The organism is Streptomyces sp. NPDC050422 (genome assembly GCF_044458665.1).
In the GTDB taxonomy this organism is placed as follows: Bacteria; Actinomycetota; Actinomycetes; order Streptomycetales; family Streptomycetaceae; genus Streptomyces.
Genome location: NZ_JBITIE010000013.1, coordinates 55168 through 70390, shown reverse-complemented (window position 1 = coordinate 70390; position 15223 = coordinate 55168). Strand labels below are relative to the sequence as shown.

Here is a 15223-nt window from a genome sequence, read left to right as displayed (position 1 = left end):
GTATTACACCCGTAAACGACTTCATCGGCGGGCGTGCCCGATGGCCCGCCCCGGCTCACGGTCATAGCGTGCAGCTGTGCCAGGAAGCCCGGCGCACATCCACCCACGCACGGAGGATTCCGAATGAAGCTCACCGCACCGGTGCCCGGCGGTCCCTGCTGGATCGAGCTGAGCACCTCCGACGTCCCGGCGGCCAAGTCGTTCTACACGGCCCTCTTCGGCTGGCGGTGCGAGACGGATCCGCGCGAGGAGGCGGGCGGCTACACCACGGCACACCTGGGAGACGACCGGGTAGCGGCACTCAGCCCCGTCTACCAGCCCGGGCAGCCGCCCGCCTGGACGGTCTCGTTCGCCGTCGAGGACGCGGACGAGACGGCCGGGAAGGCGACGGCGGCGGGCGGCTCGCTGCTGGTCGGTCCGATGGACGTCTTCGAGGAGGGCAGGTTCGCCGTTCTCGCGGACCCGTCCGGTGCGGTGTTCTCCCTGTGGCAGGGCCGCGCCTTCGCGGGTGCCGACCTGTTCAACGAACCGGGCGCACTGGGCTGGACGGAGCTCGTCACCCACGAGAGGGAACCGGCACTCGCCTTCTACCCCGGCGTCCTCGGCTGGACGGTCACCCCCTCGGACACGTACCCGCAGTGGGGAATCGACGGGAAGGACTTCGGCGGTCTGCTGGCGATGGACGAGAACTTCCCGTCCGACATGCCGTCGCACTGGCTGCCGTACGTCGCCGTCACGGACGTCGACGCGACGGCGGCCACCGCGCAGAGCGGTGGCGGTGACCTGCTGATGCCCCCGACGGACATCGCGAGCGGCCGCAGGATCGCGGTGGTACGCGACCCGCAGGGTGCCGCGTTCGGCATCTACCGGGCGGCGGACGAGGGGTAAACAACTGTTCCCATTTCTTTCAGTAGTTGTGCGGTGTTGTCTGTGAATATGCTGATGTGGTGAAGCTATGGAGCTGTTGCCGCTGCCCCGGCGGGGTGACTGCGTGAAGAAGAAGTTCACGCCGCGACCGGGCTTCACCGTGTCCGCGCACAGGCTGGCCCTGGATCCGAATGCCACGGTCGTGGGTCGTCTGCATTCGCATGCGGGTGCGGCGCGGGCTGCGTACAACTGGGCGGTCAGGTATGTCACGGCGGTGTGGGGGCAGCGCAGGGCCGAAGCCTCGTACGGCATTCCCGAGGATGAGCTGACTGCGTGGCGGTCGTGGTCGCTGCCGTCGTTGCGGAAGGCGTTCAACGAGGCCAAGCGGGCCGACCCGCGGTTCGCGGGGTGGTGGGAGGAGAACTCCAAGGAGGCCTACAACACCGGCCTCGCCAACGCGTCCGCAGCCTTCGACAACTACGCACAATCCAAGAACGGGAAACGCAAGGGCGCGAAGGTGGGCATCCCGCGCTTCAAGTCGAAGCGGAAGGCGCGTCCGGCCTGCCGGTTCACGACCGGCACGATCCGTATCGAGGCGGACGGCCGACATGTCACCCTGCCCAGGATCGGAACGGTCCGCCTCCACGAGGACGTCTCCGGCCTGCGCGCCCGTGTCGACACAGGGCGCATGCGGATTCTGTCCGCGACTGTACGTCTGGACCGGGGACGCTGGTTTGTCGCCTTCCAGGTCGAGGAACAACAACCTCTGGTGAAGGTCGCCCGCCCCGATGCTGCTGTCGGGATCGACCTGGGCATCAAAACCCTCGCGGTCCTCGCCGACAGCGACGGGAAGGTGACCGAGGAACCCAACCCCCGCCACCTCGACCAGGCACAGAAGCAACTGCGCCGCGCCAGTCGTGTCGTCTCACGCCGCCGGGGCCCCGACCGGCGCACGGGGCGCAGGCCCTCTCGCCGGTGGGAGAAGGCGAACCGGGTCCGGAACAAGGTGCATCACCGGGTCGCGAACCTGCGCGAGGACACCCTCCACAAGCTGACCACCCGCCTCACCGCCGAGTACGGCACCATCGTGGTCGAGGACCTCAACGTCGCCGGGATGGGCCGCAACCGGCGGCTTTCCCGCCGGGTCGCGGATGCCGCGTTCGGCGAGATCCGCCGCCAGCTCACGTACAAGACCCGTCGGTACGGCACCCGCCTGATGGTGGCCGACCGGTGGTTTCCCTCGTCGAAGACGTGCTCACGCTGTGGTGCGGTGAAAGCCAAACTGCCCCTGAGCGTGCGCGTCTTCGAGTGCGATACCTGCGGGCTCGTCCTGGACCGGGACGAGAACGCGGGACACAACCTGCTCGCCCTCGCAACGACCCACAACACCCGCAGTATCCGTCTCACAGGTACCGGAGTGGCCGGAGACCTGGACCCCACCGCGGTGGGGTCGAAGCCCCGTGGAGCCGACCGCAAGACCCGCGCCACCCGCCCACGCCCCACGGCGTGTGCGGGGCGGGCAGGTGGCACAATCCCCAGCCCCCGGGCCGGGACAGAAACGGGAGACCGTCAACAGGACACCAGGACACAACTCGCACTCTGGTGACACCGTCACGGACCATTCCAGCAGAAACGCCGGAATTGCTGAGATCTACTGATACCCAAAGCAACGGTAACACCCGGCTGGATAACCTGCCCGTACGACAAGGGGAGGCAGCGGTGGACGGCATGAGCGCGGACGACCGGCACCAGGAATGGGCGAACACCCGCGCCTGGGTGGACAACGGGCTGCCCGAAGGGGCGCGCGTCGTCGCCGCCGAGCGGCTGCGCGGAGGCTGGACCTCGCAGATGCGACGGCTGAGTGTCACGGGCGGCGACGCCACCGGGCAGTTGGTGCTGCGCTCCTTCGTCAAGCCGTTCTTCGTCCGGCATGCGGAGGGCCTGCTCACCCGTGAGGCCGACGTGCTGGCGCTGCTGGGCGGTACGGACGTACCGGCGGCGGAGCTGCACGGGGTGGACGCGACGGCGGCGCACTGCGATCACCCGTCGCTGCTGATGTCCCTGCTGCCCGGAGGTGTGCGCCTGTCCGACGAGGGAGCCGGATCCCGGGCGGAGCTGCTGGCCGGCCAGCTGGTCCGCATCCACCGCGTCCGGGTCGGCGCGGAGAACCGCCCCCGCACCTATGAGGCCTGGACCGCGCCTGACCGGGTGCGCCTGCCGGAGGCCACCGGACGGCCCGAGCTGTGGCGGCGGGCCGTCGACGTCATCCGCCGCGACGCACCGGAGTACCGGCCCCGCTTCCTCCACCGGGATTTCCATCCCGGCAACGTGCTGTTCGACGGGGAGGGGGACTCTCTGCGCATCACCGGCGTCGTCGACTGGGTGGAGACGTCCTGGGGGCCGGCGGACCTGGACGTGGCCCACTGCTCGACGGCACTGGCCCTGCTCCATGGCGCCGCCTCCGGCATGGCGTTCGCCGACGCCTATCTCGCCGCGGGCGGCCTGCCGGCCGAGGAGCCCGGTGACCATCTCTACTGGCGCCTGCTGGACGCACTCGCCTTCGCCCCCGACGCCGAGAAGGTGGCCGACCCCTGGCGCGAACTGGGACGGGACGATCTGACGGCCGAACTGCTGACCCGAAGGCTGGAGGACTACGTGCAGGAGCTGTTCCTCCGCTACGGCTGAGGCACGCCGCGCCCCGGGACGGCGGACCTCAGCCGCCGGGGGGCCGCTTGCACCCCGTGACGCGGCGTGCAGGCGGACTGCGGGTTCAGCCGAGGCCGCGGGCGTCCTGCTTGAGGGCCGTGTCCACGGTCAGCGCCGTCGCCACCACGAGGCTCAGCAGCGGCTCGGGCAGCTGGTAGTGGATCTGCAGCACGTAGTTGTCCGCCGTGGTGAACATCGTCTTCGCGAGACCTTCCCAGGTCTTCGTGATCCGGGCGATCTCGGCGTCGTTGTGGTCGACGATCGCGAAGTTCCAGGCGCGCCAGTTCTCCGCCTTGATCGCGCCGACCTTCTGGCCGTCGACCATGATCGCGAAGTTGATCTTTCCGATGGCGTTCTGCTGGACGATCTCGCCGACCGGCTGTCCGTCGGGGCGCTGCACGATGACCTTGGACTTGATGAACTTCGCCGGACGGGTCAGCAGCAGCTGCGGCTGACCGTACGCGTCGCGGATCTCGAGCCGGTGGGTCAGGTACTGGTCGATGCTGCTCACGAAACGCAGCACCTTGCGCATGGCGCTCTGGCCGACCTGGATGACCGATCCGATGGTGTTGCCGTGCTGGTCGAAGACGCTGTACTCGTTCGTCACCTCGATCAGCTTGGCCTTCTGGTTCACGACCAGGACCTGCTGGTTGAAGAGCGTGCCGGCGCCGGGGGCACCGCCCTGCTGCTGGTGCATGCCCTGCTGCGGCACGGCGGCGGGCTGCTGCTGGGCGGCCGCCTGCTGGTGGTACTGCTGCGGGGCCGCCTGCTGCTGATACTGCTGCTGCGGGGCCGCCTGCGGCTGGTGCTGCTGCGGGGCCTGCTGCGGCTGGGCCTGCTGCTGCGACACCTGGGCAGGGGACTGCGCAGCCGCCTGGGCCTGCTGCTGTCCGCCGTCGGCCGGACTGGTGTGCTCGGTCCACTGGGAACCGTCCCAGTAGCGCAGCAGCTGGGGGGCGCCGTGCGGATCCGGATACCAGCCCGCAGATACGTTCGAGTGCGTTGTCACCGGGGCACACTATCCCGGCGCGCCAGGAGGGGAACCCTTTCCCCCGAGATCCACAGCTTCGCCGCATCCCGGTCCCACACTCATTGAAACTTCACACACCGGTACGATGCCGGGATGAACTGGCTGAGCGAACGCACGGACCGGCGGCGGAGCGCCCGCGCGTCGGTGGTGCTCGGCTGGGTGTTCGTTCTGGTCGCCCTGGTGTCGTGCTGCTGGCCGGCGTCCGGATCGTCCGCCTCCGCGCACCAGGGCCCCGCCTCGGCGGCCGCGCCCCGGACCACTCTCGCCGTTCAGGTACCGGTCGTGCGGGTCGTGGTGGCCGATGCCCCGGGCGATCGCGGGGTGGGGAGTTCCTGCCACGGCGCCTCGGAGCACTCGGCCCCGATGGTGCTGCCCGGTCAGCCCGCTCCGGCGGGGCTCCCCTCGGCCGCCGCTCCTCTCGCCCCCGCCCCGCTCACCGGCGCCGCCGCCATCCGTGGCCCGTCGAACGACGTCGTGGACGACGTGGACCATCTGCGCCTCCAGGTTCAACGGATCTAGCCGGCCGCGACCGCTCTCGGACCCCCGAGACCGCTCCCGCATGCCCGCACCCCATCCGTGTCACGAACCGAAGGACCCATCATGGCCTCCGCCAAGAAGCAGAACACCCCTGCCGCCGCCCGCCGCGCCAAGCTGGACGAGGCCCGCCGCAAGGAGCGCGCCCGCGAGCGCCGCAGCCGCGTCATCACGATCACCGCGGCCGTCGTGGTCGTGGCCGGTCTGGTCGCCGGTGGCGGCTACCTGATGAACGAGGCCGACGAGCAGGACAAGGCCGAGACGGCTGCCAAGTCCTCGCCCGTCGAAGGTGAGAAGAGCTGGGACAAGCTCACGCAGAACCATGTCGAGAAGAAAGTCGACTACCCGATGAACCCGCCCGTCGGCGGCGACCACAACCCGGTGTGGATGAACTGCGACGCCGATGTCTACACCGAGGAGATACCGAAGGAGAACGCCGTCCACTCGCTGGAGCACGGCGCCGTCTGGGTCACGTACACGAGCAAGGCGAGCCCGGCCGACGTCGAGAAGCTCGAGAAGAAGGTCAAGGCCACCCCGTACTCCCTGATGAGCCCGGTGGAGGACCAGGGGTCCCCGCTGATGCTCAGCGCCTGGGGCAAGCAGCTGGCCGTGAAGAGCGCAGCGGACGCCCGCGTCGCGCAGTTCTTCACGAAGTACGTCCAGGGCCCGCAGACCCCGGAGCCGGGCGCCGCCTGCTCCGGCGGGATCGCCAAGTGACGTCCGCGGCCCGCGCGTCACGGCCGATGGTGCTGGCCGGCGGGGCGGTGCTGCTGCTCGCACTCGGTCTGGTCGTGCTGATGCTCGTACGTCCCTCCTCCTCGGCGCCCGCAGCCGTGTCGTCCACGGCCGCTCCCGCCGAGGCCTCGGCCGATGTCGGATTCGCGCGCGACATGGCGGTCCACCATCAGCAGGCGGTGGAGATGTCGTTCATCGTGCGGGACCGCACCCCCGACGTGGCGGTGCGCCGGCTCGCGTACGACATCATCAACACCCAGGCCAACCAGCGCGGCATGATGCTGGGCTGGCTGGAGACGTGGGGGCGCGCGAAGAGCTCCCCCGGGCCGCCCATGGCGTGGATGGGCCACACGGTCACCGCGCGGGACGGCGCGCTGATGCCCGGCATGGCCACCGACACCGAACTGGACGCGCTCCGGGCGGCGAAGGGCCGGGACGCCGAGGTGCGCTTCCTGAAGCTGATGACCGCGCATCACCGGGCCGGCGCGGAGATGGCCCGGGCGGCCGCCGCCGCGGCGGGGACCGACGAGATCCGGAACCTGGCCTCGGGCATGGTCCTGGGCCAGCAGTCGGAGATCGCGCTCATGGCGGACATGCTCAAGGCGCGCGGGTCCAAGGCCTGAACCGCCGCCGGGTTCCGTCCACTCGCGCGCGGGTGGACGGAACCCGCTTCACCCGCATCGCGACCGTACTGACGTACGGGATCGCATAGGCTCGGGACCGATATGAAGAGCAACCTCACGCCGCTGGGGCCCAAGGCCGACAAGGACACCGTCCGGCGCAGCAACCTCAGCCTCGTGCTGCGGGCCGTCCGTGACGAGGGCGAGGGCGAGGCGACCCGGGCGGGCGTCGCCGCGCGGGTGGGACTGACCCGGGCCGCGGTGTCCTCGCTGGTCGAGCAGCTGCTCGACAGCGGGTTCCTCACGGAGTCGGGCAAGACGTTCAGCGGCCAGGCGGGCCGGCCCGGAACCGCGCTCAAGACGGCCCGCACCGGGCCGGCCGGACTCGGCGTCGAGGTCAACATCGACTACGTGTCCGTGTGTGTCGTCGATCTGGCCGGCACCGGCCGGGTCCGCCTCACCGAGCACCTCGACAACCGGGGCGCGCCGCCCGCCGAGGTGCTGGCCCGGGCGGCCAGGATCGCCGCGCGCACCCTGGAGTCGGCGCGCGAGCAGGAGCTGTTCCCGGTCGGCGTCGCCCTGGCGCTGCCCGGTCTGGTCTCCGGCGGTTCGGTGCGTCAGGCGCCGAACCTGGGGTGGAACCAGGTGCCCGCCGAGGAGCTGTTCGCCGCCGCGCTGGCCGCCGAACGTCCCGGGCACGAGGCGCTGACGGTGAGCTCGGAGAACGAGGCGAATCTCGCGGCGCTGGCCGAGCTGTGGTTCGGCGGGCTGGGGCGGGTGCGCAGCTTCCTCTATCTGACCGGTGAGATCGGTGTCGGCGGCGCCCTGGTCGTCAACGGCGAACTGCTGCGCGGCGCGCACGGCTTCGCCGGGGAGATCGGGCACGTGGTGGTGGACACGGCGGGCCCGCAGTGCCGCTGCGGCTCGCGCGGCTGCCTGGAGCAGTACGCGGGACAGGCGGCGCTCCTGCGGGCGGCCGGGATCGAGGCGACCGGCAGCGGGATCGGGGTCGCGGAGCTGGAGCGGCGTACCCGGGCCGGGGACGAGCGGGCGGTGGCGGCGGTCGCCGAGGCCGGCCGGAAGCTGGGGCGGGTGCTGTCGGGCGCGGTGAACCTGCTGGACCCGGACGCGGTGGTGCTCGGCGGGATCTACCGCAACCTGATGCCGTGGCTGGCGCCGTCGGCCGACGAGGAGCTGACGGACCGGGTCGTGTCCGGGCTGTGGTCGCCGGGCAGCGCCCGGCTGCGCGCCTCGTCCGTCGCGGGTGACGCGGCACGGGGCGCGGCGGCGCTCGTGATGACGGATGTACTGGCCGACCCGGTCGCGTACGCGGGGCGGACGACGGCCTGAACGTACGCGGGGCGGGGGGGTGCGTCTATGTTCTTCGTCACGTTCGAGCTGCCGGTTTTGAGGGCCTTCCTCCCGCTCAGAACCCGCTTTCAATCCCCTGTTGATGAGTAGCCTGAGCCCCACGCTGGTGCGGTGGTTCAGGGGGTCGACAGGGCCGGGGAGAGGGTCTGCGAGGGCTGTGGTGAACGGCTGGGGGCGGATGCCAGGCGACACGCGGTGTTCTGTTCGGCGGCATGTCGTTCCAGGCAGTGGCGGTTACGGCGTCGGTTGCGCCGACCCCTGGCGGCGGTCCGCAGCGAAGACGACTTGAGGTCGTGCCCGGTCTGCGGGACGGGCTGGACGGCCGAGGTCGTGGTCGTGGTCGTGGTCGTGGTCGTGGTCGACCGGAGTGTGCGGGCGGTCTACTGCTCGAAGCGGTGCAAGGTGGCCGCCTGACGGTCACGGAAGGAAACGTTCGGGACTCGGTCACAGTGACCGTGAGGCGCGCGTCTCGCGCGCAAGGGTGCCGCCCGAAAGCGGGCTGGGGAATCCGAGCCGACCAGCGTCTGAACCACTTCCCGTGCCTCCCTCGGGATACTCCTTGATCGATTGACGGTCGGTTCCCGTCGGTCGTTCGATTCGCCCGAACCCGCCCTCGCGGCCGACGGGGGCAAGCTCCACCTGGCCCACCGCGGCGGCGGCAGAGACGTCAGCCTCTACCACGCCTCCTTCAACGGCAGCTCCTGGAGCACCGACCTGCGGACCGGCAGCCACCGCAGCGGCACGGGCCCGGCCGTGATCGCCTACCGTGACTCCAACGCCTCCCAGAGCCAGCTCCTGGTCGTCCACCGCGGCGTCCGGACCCGGGCCGCAGGCGCCGACACCGCCGAAATCGCATCACTCCTCGCCACCGAAGCAGAACAGCAGACACCCGGTACTACCGACTCCCCCTGACCGGCCGGAGCCCGGCAGCCCGGAGTCATGACGGCTCGGAAGCGGCACTGGGCAATCCGGCCGGACAGCAACGCTCAGGAGCGGGCCCTCGAAGGCCGTCATCCGCAGAGCCGGGTCCGGGGCCGAAGCGCCCTTCTTGGATCGTTGGATCAGATTGTGCCGAGAGCCTGCCTGCTACGCGATGTTCGGCCTCGCTGCTGGCCACGCTGGTCGTGCTGCCGCTGGTCTTCTCCCGGCGGAGGCTCGGCACTCTGTTGTGCTCCAGCTCTGGGGCAGGACCGCCAGGTGGGGCTGGGCCAAAGGCGGTGCGTTGGGTTTCGGGTAAGCGTGGCGAGCAGGAGTGAAGGGATCTTCGCCTGTACTAATGCCAGCCCATGGCTACCTGATCAAGTGTGGCCACCGTCCGTCCGTACGGCACGATGGGAGCACGCTTAGATGCGTGGATACTCCGGCGGGATGCGCCTGCGCGCCCTGGCCGTTACCGCTGTGGTTTTGGGAGCTCAGGCAGTGGCGTTGAACGCCACAGCAGCCGCACCAACCGTCCAGGCCACCACCCCGGGTACGCCCGGGGTGCCACAGGCACCGACTGTGGTGTACGCCGAGGACTTCGAGAACAACACGGGGGCGACCCCGATCCTGCTTCCCGCGTATGTGGGTGCGCCGCCGCTGAACGAGACGTACACGGCGGACCCCGCATGGCTCTCCGCGACGAACTGCAACGGAATCATTCTCGACCAGGCGGGCGGCAACCAGCCGAACTGCCAGGACCGGAATCCTGCGGGCATGCAGACGCTCAAGAACCAGGCCAACGTGCTGGGGCAGGTGAACGGGGCAGCTGACCCCACCCTCAACCACGTGGTGTCGGCGTTCACGGACGGGGCGAACCCGGGCGCCAACAAGGTCGAGTTCCAGACGGTCAACCAGATTCCGCTGGCGACGACGAACCGGTTCATCACGTTCTCGGTCGACGTCGCCGCGTCCAGCTGCTCCGCTTCCGCGCCGCTGCTGGAGTTCTACCTCACGGGCAGTGGTGCGGACGTCCCGACGTTCACCTCACCGATCAACCCGTGCACGGACCCCCGGTCCAAGTCATATCCCAGCAGTGTGGGGAGCATGATCCAGGCCGGGTCGTTCCCGAGCGACGGATCGGTGCTGGTCAGCGACGCTTCGCTCGGTGTGAAGATGGTCAACGCGAACGGCAGCGGGACCGGCAATGATCACGCGTACGACAACATCCGGATTCTCGATGTGACGCCGCAGCTGGACAAGGCGTTCAGCCCCGCGACGATCACCGAGGGCGGAACGTCGACGCTCACGCTGACTGTCACCAACACCACCGATCTGGCGTCGAAGAGCGGCTTCGCCCTGACCGATACGCTCCCGTCGGGTGTTTCGGTCGCTGCGACTCCGAACGCGGCCACCACCTGCGGCGCCGGCACGGTCACGGCTGCCGCCGGAGGCAACCAGCTCGCGCTGACCGGCGGCGTACTCGCGGTCGGCCAGGCGTCCTGCACGGTGAGCGTGGACGTCACTTCCCCGACTGCCGGGGACTACGTCAACGGGCCCGGCAACACCACGACGACGGGCATCAACCCGCCCGCCGACACCCCGCTGACCGTCCTCAGCCCCGCACCCTCGATCACGAAGGCGGCAGCCGAGGCGTCCTTCGTCGCGGGTGAGACGATCCACTACACGTACACCGTCACCAACAACGCGAGCCAGCCGCTGACCAACCTTCAGGTCACCGACACCGGCCCGGGCACGCCGACCGTCACCTGTCCTTCCGGGCCGCTGGCCCCGGGTGCTTCGGTCGACTGCACCGCGTCGTACACGGCGACCGCCTCGGACGTGGAGGCCGGTGAGATCGTCAACACGGCCAAGGTCACCGGGACCAGTCCCGGAGGCCGGACGGTGACTGCGACAAGCAACAAGGTCACCGTTCCGCTCCGGTCCCTGACCATCACCAAATCGGTGGCCGAGACGAAGTTCACCGCTGCCGGGCAGACGCTCCACTACACCTTCACCGTGACGAACAACGGCGAAGTCCCGCTGACCGGCATCGCCGTCACCGACAACGGCCCGGGCACGCCGACCGTCACCTGCCCGTCGGGGAGCCTCGCTGTCGGCGCGTCTCAGGACTGCACCGCCACCTATGTCACCACAGCGGCCGACGTGACTGCGGGCAGGGTCGTCGACACCGCGACCGTGACCGGCACCGCGCCGGACGGCCGGCCCGGCACCGCCACCAGCAACACCGTCACCGTCCCCTACACGACCGAGGTCGACCTGGCCGTCGTGAAGACCGGACCGGCGACAGTGGCCGAGGGCGGCAAGGTCTCGTACACGATCACCGTCACCAACAACGGTCCGGACGGGTCCACCGGCTACACGATCTCGGATCCGATCCCGGCGGGCCTGAACAACGCCGCGACCACGACAGCGGGCTGTGCGGTCGCGAGCGGCAAGCTGACCTGCACCGGCGGACCGCTCGCCAACGGTGCAAGCCGGACCATCAGCCTCACCGGAAAGGCCGCCGCGGGCACGAAGACCATCGTGAACAAGGTGACCGTCACCGGCAAGAACCCCGACCCGAACCCCGGGAACAACACGTCGACGACCACCACCAAGGTCACCGGCACTCCGGGCCTGACGATCACCAAGAAGCAGAACGGCTCCGCGACCGTCAAGGCCGGCGCCACCGTGAAGTACACCATCACGGTCAAGAACACCGGAACCACCACGTACGCCAAGGACAAGCCGGCGTCCTTCAGCGACGACCTCACCGAGCTCCTCGACGACGCCCGCTACGACGACAACGCCACCTCCAGCAGCGGGAAGGTCTCCTACAGCAGGCCCACCCTGAAGTGGTCCGGCGCACTCGCTCCCGGCCAGAGCGCCACCATCACCTTCTCCATCACCACCGACGCCCGTACCTTCGGCGACCTCAAGCTGGACAACACGGTCGTGTCCAACACGCCCGGCAACAACTGCCCTGCCAAGTCCAAGGACACTCGCTGCACCACACACGGCAAGGTGAAGGCCAAGGACAAGGACAAGAGGAACAAGGCCAACACGCTGGGCGCAGACGGCTCGGAAGCCTGACCCTCCCAGACAGCGGCACCTGACCACCGCCCGAGACCTCTCGACCCTGACCGGCGGCCAGAATGCCATCACACCCGTGTGGGGCCGGTCCGGCGGATGTCCGCCGGACCGGCCCCACACGTTTCGACCGCGCCGGATCGCCATCTACGCGGGCTGGCCCCTGCCTCTGCTCGTGCTCGACGTGATGCTGCGGTTGCGCTCCTGCCTCCGAACCTCGATAGGTGCAGCGCCGACGCCGGGCATCTGAGGAACATGCGGCCGTGCCGGTTGTCCGCGCGATCCGTGCACCCGACTACCGGCGCGGCTCGCTCGCATCCCCCACAGGGCGCGGTTCACTCATCCAGTCCTTGACCGAGTGAACCGTTGAGAACCCGGCAGCAACCTCTGCTCAGGGCAGCGAAGGGAGGCCTCTTGAGCCGTCGTCACACATCAGTACCCGCAGCTGCGCTCTCTCCCGACAGGCACCGCCACCCGTCCATGCACACGTGCTCACCGCTCCCGGCCAAGCAGCCCCATTCACCGTCCGCCGGACAGTCGCCCAGCCGGTACCCCTCGACAGCCCATAGACCAAGGCGTTGCTCACAGAAAGCGCTTCCGACTCAGCCCTCCCGGCGCTCCCAGTGAAGAAGATCGGCACGGCAACCGATCTCATCAAGCACTACACCAGCGCGGACCTGGCCACTCCCTCACATCAGCCGCCGGTGCGCCGGCCCCACACGTAGACGGAGTCACCCAGCGCGAGACCGTTCCACAGAGCCTTCGCTTCGTCGTAGCGGAGGTTGACACAGCCGTGGGATCCGGGGTCCTCCCAGATGTTGCGGTAGCTGGCGTGAAGAGCCTGGCCACCGTCGAAGAACTGAGCGAAGGGCATCGGGCCGTCGTACAGGGTGGACCAGAACTCCTTCTTCCGGCTGTAGATCTCGTGCCATCCGCTGCGGGTCGGATAGTCCGGCGCCCCCGTCCGTGCGGGGACGGGCCGGAAGATGACCTTTCCGGCGTCCTCCACCCAAAGAACCTGCCGGTTCATGTCGATGCACACCACGATCCCGGACCTGTCCGGGCACCCCTTGATGGCGTCTCCGGCGGCCAGGGCCTGCTCCCACATCACCGCTCGGTACGTGTAAAGGCCGGCGTACCCCTGGTCGGGGCTGATCTCGTGTTTGCGCTGGAACTTCTGGATCGTCGCGCAGTCGCGGGCCGACTGCTTCCCGTCCACGACAAGTCCCAGGTGTTTCTCGATCTCCTTCTGGTAGGGGCCGGTGGACAGACTGCAGGAGGCTCCGTCCTGGAGAGCGGACTCTTCCGCGACCGGCCGCCCTGCGGAAGAAACATTGCGGTCATCCGGACCATGCCCCGCAGGGGAGGCCGCTGTGGTCGCCCCCGCCAGAGCGAGGAGAACCCCGGTCCCCATCAACCGCCGGCTACGTCGGGCGGACCGTGAACTACCCAGCCACCACGGCACCATCGTTATCCTTACCCCCCACGTCCCGGGCTGCGGCAGTCACCGGCCTCCTGACGTACGGTTTCAACCGGCAGCCATAGCCCAACGCGGCCGGAGGGAAACAGACGCGCCACAGGAGTCGCCCCACCATCTGAACGGCATCACTCGGACAGCCGCAGCCCTACCGCACGCCGAGGCCCCTTCAGCTCGACGCGGGCGCAGGTGATGGCACTCACCCGACCGGTTCTGCAGCCACACCACTGCGGGTACCGATCGGCCCTTTCTGCTTGCTCGGTGCCGAGGGCAAAAGCGCGCCACACCGCCAGATCCCACTCACGTGGCCGAGCTCCGGGCCGAAGGAGGGCACGGGGGATGGTGCGAGCCGGGTCGCGGACCTCCTCGCCGAGGGTGGCGATACGGGCGTACCCGGCGAAGGCGAAGAACAGCAGGCCCGTGGCAGCCCCGAACCGGCGGCGCCGGCCGCATAACGGGGACGCCGACGCCGCCCCTCCCCCTCCCCTTTCCCGTGCGGTCAGCGGACTCCGAGCAGGTGGTCCATCGCCAGCTGGTCCAGGGCCTCGAACGCCATGCCGCGCTCCGCGGCCGCGGTCACGTCGAAGTCCTCGAAGGCCGAGCGGTCGGCCAGCAGACCCGCCACGCCGTCCTCGGCGGTGCGCTGCGCCAGCTCGTCCAGGCGGGACGCCCGCAGCGCCTCCTGGACCGCCGGGTCGGCGCGGAAGGCCGCGGCGCGCTCCTTGAGGATCAGGTAGTTGCGCATGCAACCGGCGGCCGAGGCCCAGACGCCGTCGTAGTCCTCGGTCCGCGGCGGCTTGAAGTCGAAGTGGCGGGGGCCCGCGTAGTCCGAGTTCTCCAGCAGGTCGACGAGCCAGAAGGCCTGGCGCAGGTCACCGGCGCCGAAGCGGAGGTCCTGGTCGTACTTGATGCCGGACTGGCCGTTGAGGTCGATGTGGAAGAGCTTGCCCGCCCACAGCGCCTGCGCGATGCCGTGCGCGAAGTTCAGCCCGGCCATCTGCTCGTGACCGACCTCCGGGTTGACGCCCACCATCTCGGGGCGCTCCAGGCGCTCGATGAAGGCGAGGGCGTGGCCGACGGTGGGGAGCAGGATGTCGCCGCGCGGCTCGTTCGGCTTGGGCTCGATCGCGAACTTGAGGTCGTAGCCCTGCTCGGTGACGTAGTCGCCCAGCAGGTCGAATGCCTCCTTCATCCGGTCGAGGGCGACGCGGATGTCCTTCGCGGCGCCGGACTCGGAACCCTCACGGCCGCCCCAGGCGACGTAGGTGGTGGCGCCGAGCTCGACGGCGAGGTCGATGTTGCGCAGCGTCTTGCGCAGGGCGTAGCGGCGGACGTCACGGTCGTTGGCGGTGAACGCGCCGTCCTTGAAGACGGGGTGGGTGAAGAGGTTCGTCGTCGCCATCGGCACGACGAGTCCGGCCGCGTCCAGCGACTGCCGGAACCGCTTCACGATGCCTTCGCGCTCGGAGTCCGTCGAGCCGAACGGGATCAGGTCGTCGTCGTGGAAGGTCACGCCGTACGCGCCGAGCTCCGCGAGCCGCTGGACGGAGTCGACCGGGTCGATGGCCTCCCGGGTCGCGTCCCCGAACGGGTCGCGGCCCTGCCAGCCCACGGTCCACAGGCCGAAGGTGAACTTGTCCTGCGGGGTGGGCGTGAAGCGTTCCGTCATGGTCCTGCCGCCTTCTGTGCCGTGGGTCCGCGGCCGGTCGAGCGGCCGAACCTCAATTTGTTTACTGCCATGACTAATCATGCACGGACCACCCCTTCGGCGTAACCCCTCGTCCCGGAAAATCCGGAGCGACCTCTGTTGCGGACGGGTTCCGTCACGTAATTTGTTCATCGTACGATCAAATCCCGGCGGCGTGAGAGACC

Annotated in this window: 13 protein-coding genes; 10 read left to right on the top strand and 3 right to left on the bottom strand. The window is 69.5% G+C overall.

Annotated elements, in window-relative coordinates:
- The first annotated feature begins 123 nt into the window (after nt 1-123).
- The 3 genes from ACIBJG_RS21605 to ACIBJG_RS21595 all read left to right on the top strand — a co-directional run bounded on the left by ACIBJG_RS21605 (nt 124) and on the right by ACIBJG_RS21595 (nt 3552).
- Complete coding sequence (locus ACIBJG_RS21605; RefSeq protein ID WP_399309477.1) at nt 124-888, top strand: VOC family protein; 765 nt, start codon at nt 124-126, stop codon at nt 886-888.
- A 67-nt stretch (nt 889-955) separates the two neighbouring features.
- Entirely contained in the window at nt 956-2473 is a 1518-nt protein-coding gene (gene tnpB, locus ACIBJG_RS21600; RefSeq protein WP_399309476.1) for an IS607 family element RNA-guided endonuclease TnpB, read from the top strand.
- 122 nt (nt 2474-2595) lie between these two features.
- Nucleotides 2596-3552 (top strand): phosphotransferase family protein, encoded by a 957-nt coding sequence (locus ACIBJG_RS21595; protein WP_399309474.1) that lies wholly within the window; start codon nt 2596-2598, stop codon nt 3550-3552.
- An 85-nt stretch (nt 3553-3637) separates the two neighbouring features.
- On the opposite strand, the gene ACIBJG_RS21590 is transcribed toward ACIBJG_RS21595, so the two are convergent.
- Nucleotides 3638-4582: a phospholipid scramblase-related protein gene (locus ACIBJG_RS21590; protein ID WP_399309472.1), complete on the bottom strand. Its 945-nt coding sequence runs from the start codon at nt 4580-4582 to the stop codon at nt 3638-3640.
- A gap of 114 nt (nt 4583-4696) precedes the next feature.
- Here ACIBJG_RS21590 and ACIBJG_RS21585 point away from each other — a divergent pair, with 114 nt between their 5' ends.
- The 7 genes from ACIBJG_RS21585 to ACIBJG_RS21555 all read left to right on the top strand — a co-directional run bounded on the left by ACIBJG_RS21585 (nt 4697) and on the right by ACIBJG_RS21555 (nt 11877).
- On the top strand, nt 4697-5122 hold the full coding sequence (locus ACIBJG_RS21585; protein ID WP_399309470.1) for a hypothetical protein: 426 nt from the start codon (nt 4697-4699) through the stop codon (nt 5120-5122).
- A gap of 81 nt (nt 5123-5203) precedes the next feature.
- Nucleotides 5204-5854, top strand: a complete 651-nt coding sequence (locus tag ACIBJG_RS21580; protein ID WP_399309469.1) for a DUF3105 domain-containing protein — start codon at nt 5204-5206, stop codon at nt 5852-5854.
- Nucleotides 5851-6495, top strand: a complete 645-nt coding sequence (locus ACIBJG_RS21575) for a DUF305 domain-containing protein (protein ID WP_399309467.1) — start codon at nt 5851-5853, stop codon at nt 6493-6495. The genes ACIBJG_RS21580 and ACIBJG_RS21575 overlap by 4 nt, the downstream gene beginning before the upstream one ends.
- Nucleotides 6496-6597: 102 nt before the next feature.
- Nucleotides 6598-7842 (top strand): ROK family protein, encoded by a 1245-nt coding sequence (locus tag ACIBJG_RS21570; protein WP_399309465.1) that lies wholly within the window; start codon nt 6598-6600, stop codon nt 7840-7842.
- A gap of 306 nt (nt 7843-8148) precedes the next feature.
- Nucleotides 8149-8277 carry a hypothetical protein gene (locus ACIBJG_RS21565; RefSeq protein WP_399309464.1) on the top strand — a complete coding sequence of 43 codons (129 nt, stop codon included), beginning with the start codon at nt 8149-8151 and terminating at the stop codon, nt 8275-8277.
- A gap of 153 nt (nt 8278-8430) precedes the next feature.
- Nucleotides 8431-8775, top strand: coding sequence for a hypothetical protein (locus ACIBJG_RS21560; protein ID WP_399309462.1), 345 nt, complete (start codon nt 8431-8433; stop codon nt 8773-8775).
- 513 nt (nt 8776-9288) lie between these two features.
- The gene (locus ACIBJG_RS21555) at nt 9289-11877 is read left to right on the top strand and encodes a hypothetical protein (RefSeq protein WP_399309460.1); all 2589 of its coding nucleotides are present in this window, start codon (nt 9289-9291) and stop codon (nt 11875-11877) included.
- A 691-nt stretch (nt 11878-12568) separates the two neighbouring features.
- Here ACIBJG_RS21555 and ACIBJG_RS21550 read toward each other — a convergent pair.
- Both ACIBJG_RS21550 and xylA read right to left on the bottom strand, forming a co-directional pair.
- On the bottom strand, nt 12569-13093 hold the full coding sequence (locus tag ACIBJG_RS21550; RefSeq protein WP_399309459.1) for a L,D-transpeptidase: 525 nt from the start codon (nt 13091-13093) through the stop codon (nt 12569-12571).
- 757 nt (nt 13094-13850) lie between these two features.
- Complete coding sequence (xylA, locus tag ACIBJG_RS21545) at nt 13851-15020, bottom strand: xylose isomerase (protein ID WP_399309457.1); 1170 nt, start codon at nt 15018-15020, stop codon at nt 13851-13853.
- Nucleotides 15021-15223: the final 203 nt, after the last annotated feature.

What these genes read in the sequence shown, in the direction of transcription:
- ACIBJG_RS21605 (WP_399309477.1), top strand. Translation starts at nt 124, where the DNA reads ATGAAGCTCACCGCACCGGTGCCCGGCGGTCCCTGCTGGATCGAGCTG.
- tnpB (WP_399309476.1), top strand. Translation starts at nt 956, where the DNA reads ATGGAGCTGTTGCCGCTGCCCCGGCGGGGTGACTGCGTGAAGAAGAAG.
- ACIBJG_RS21595 (WP_399309474.1), top strand. Translation starts at nt 2,596, where the DNA reads ATGAGCGCGGACGACCGGCACCAGGAATGGGCGAACACCCGCGCCTGG.
- ACIBJG_RS21585 (WP_399309470.1), top strand. Translation starts at nt 4,697, where the DNA reads ATGAACTGGCTGAGCGAACGCACGGACCGGCGGCGGAGCGCCCGCGCG.
- ACIBJG_RS21580 (WP_399309469.1), top strand. Translation starts at nt 5,204, where the DNA reads ATGGCCTCCGCCAAGAAGCAGAACACCCCTGCCGCCGCCCGCCGCGCC.
- ACIBJG_RS21570 (WP_399309465.1), top strand. Translation starts at nt 6,598, where the DNA reads ATGAAGAGCAACCTCACGCCGCTGGGGCCCAAGGCCGACAAGGACACC.
- xylA (WP_399309457.1), bottom strand. Translation starts at nt 15,020, where the DNA reads ATGACGGAACGCTTCACGCCCACCCCGCAGGACAAGTTCACCTTCGGC.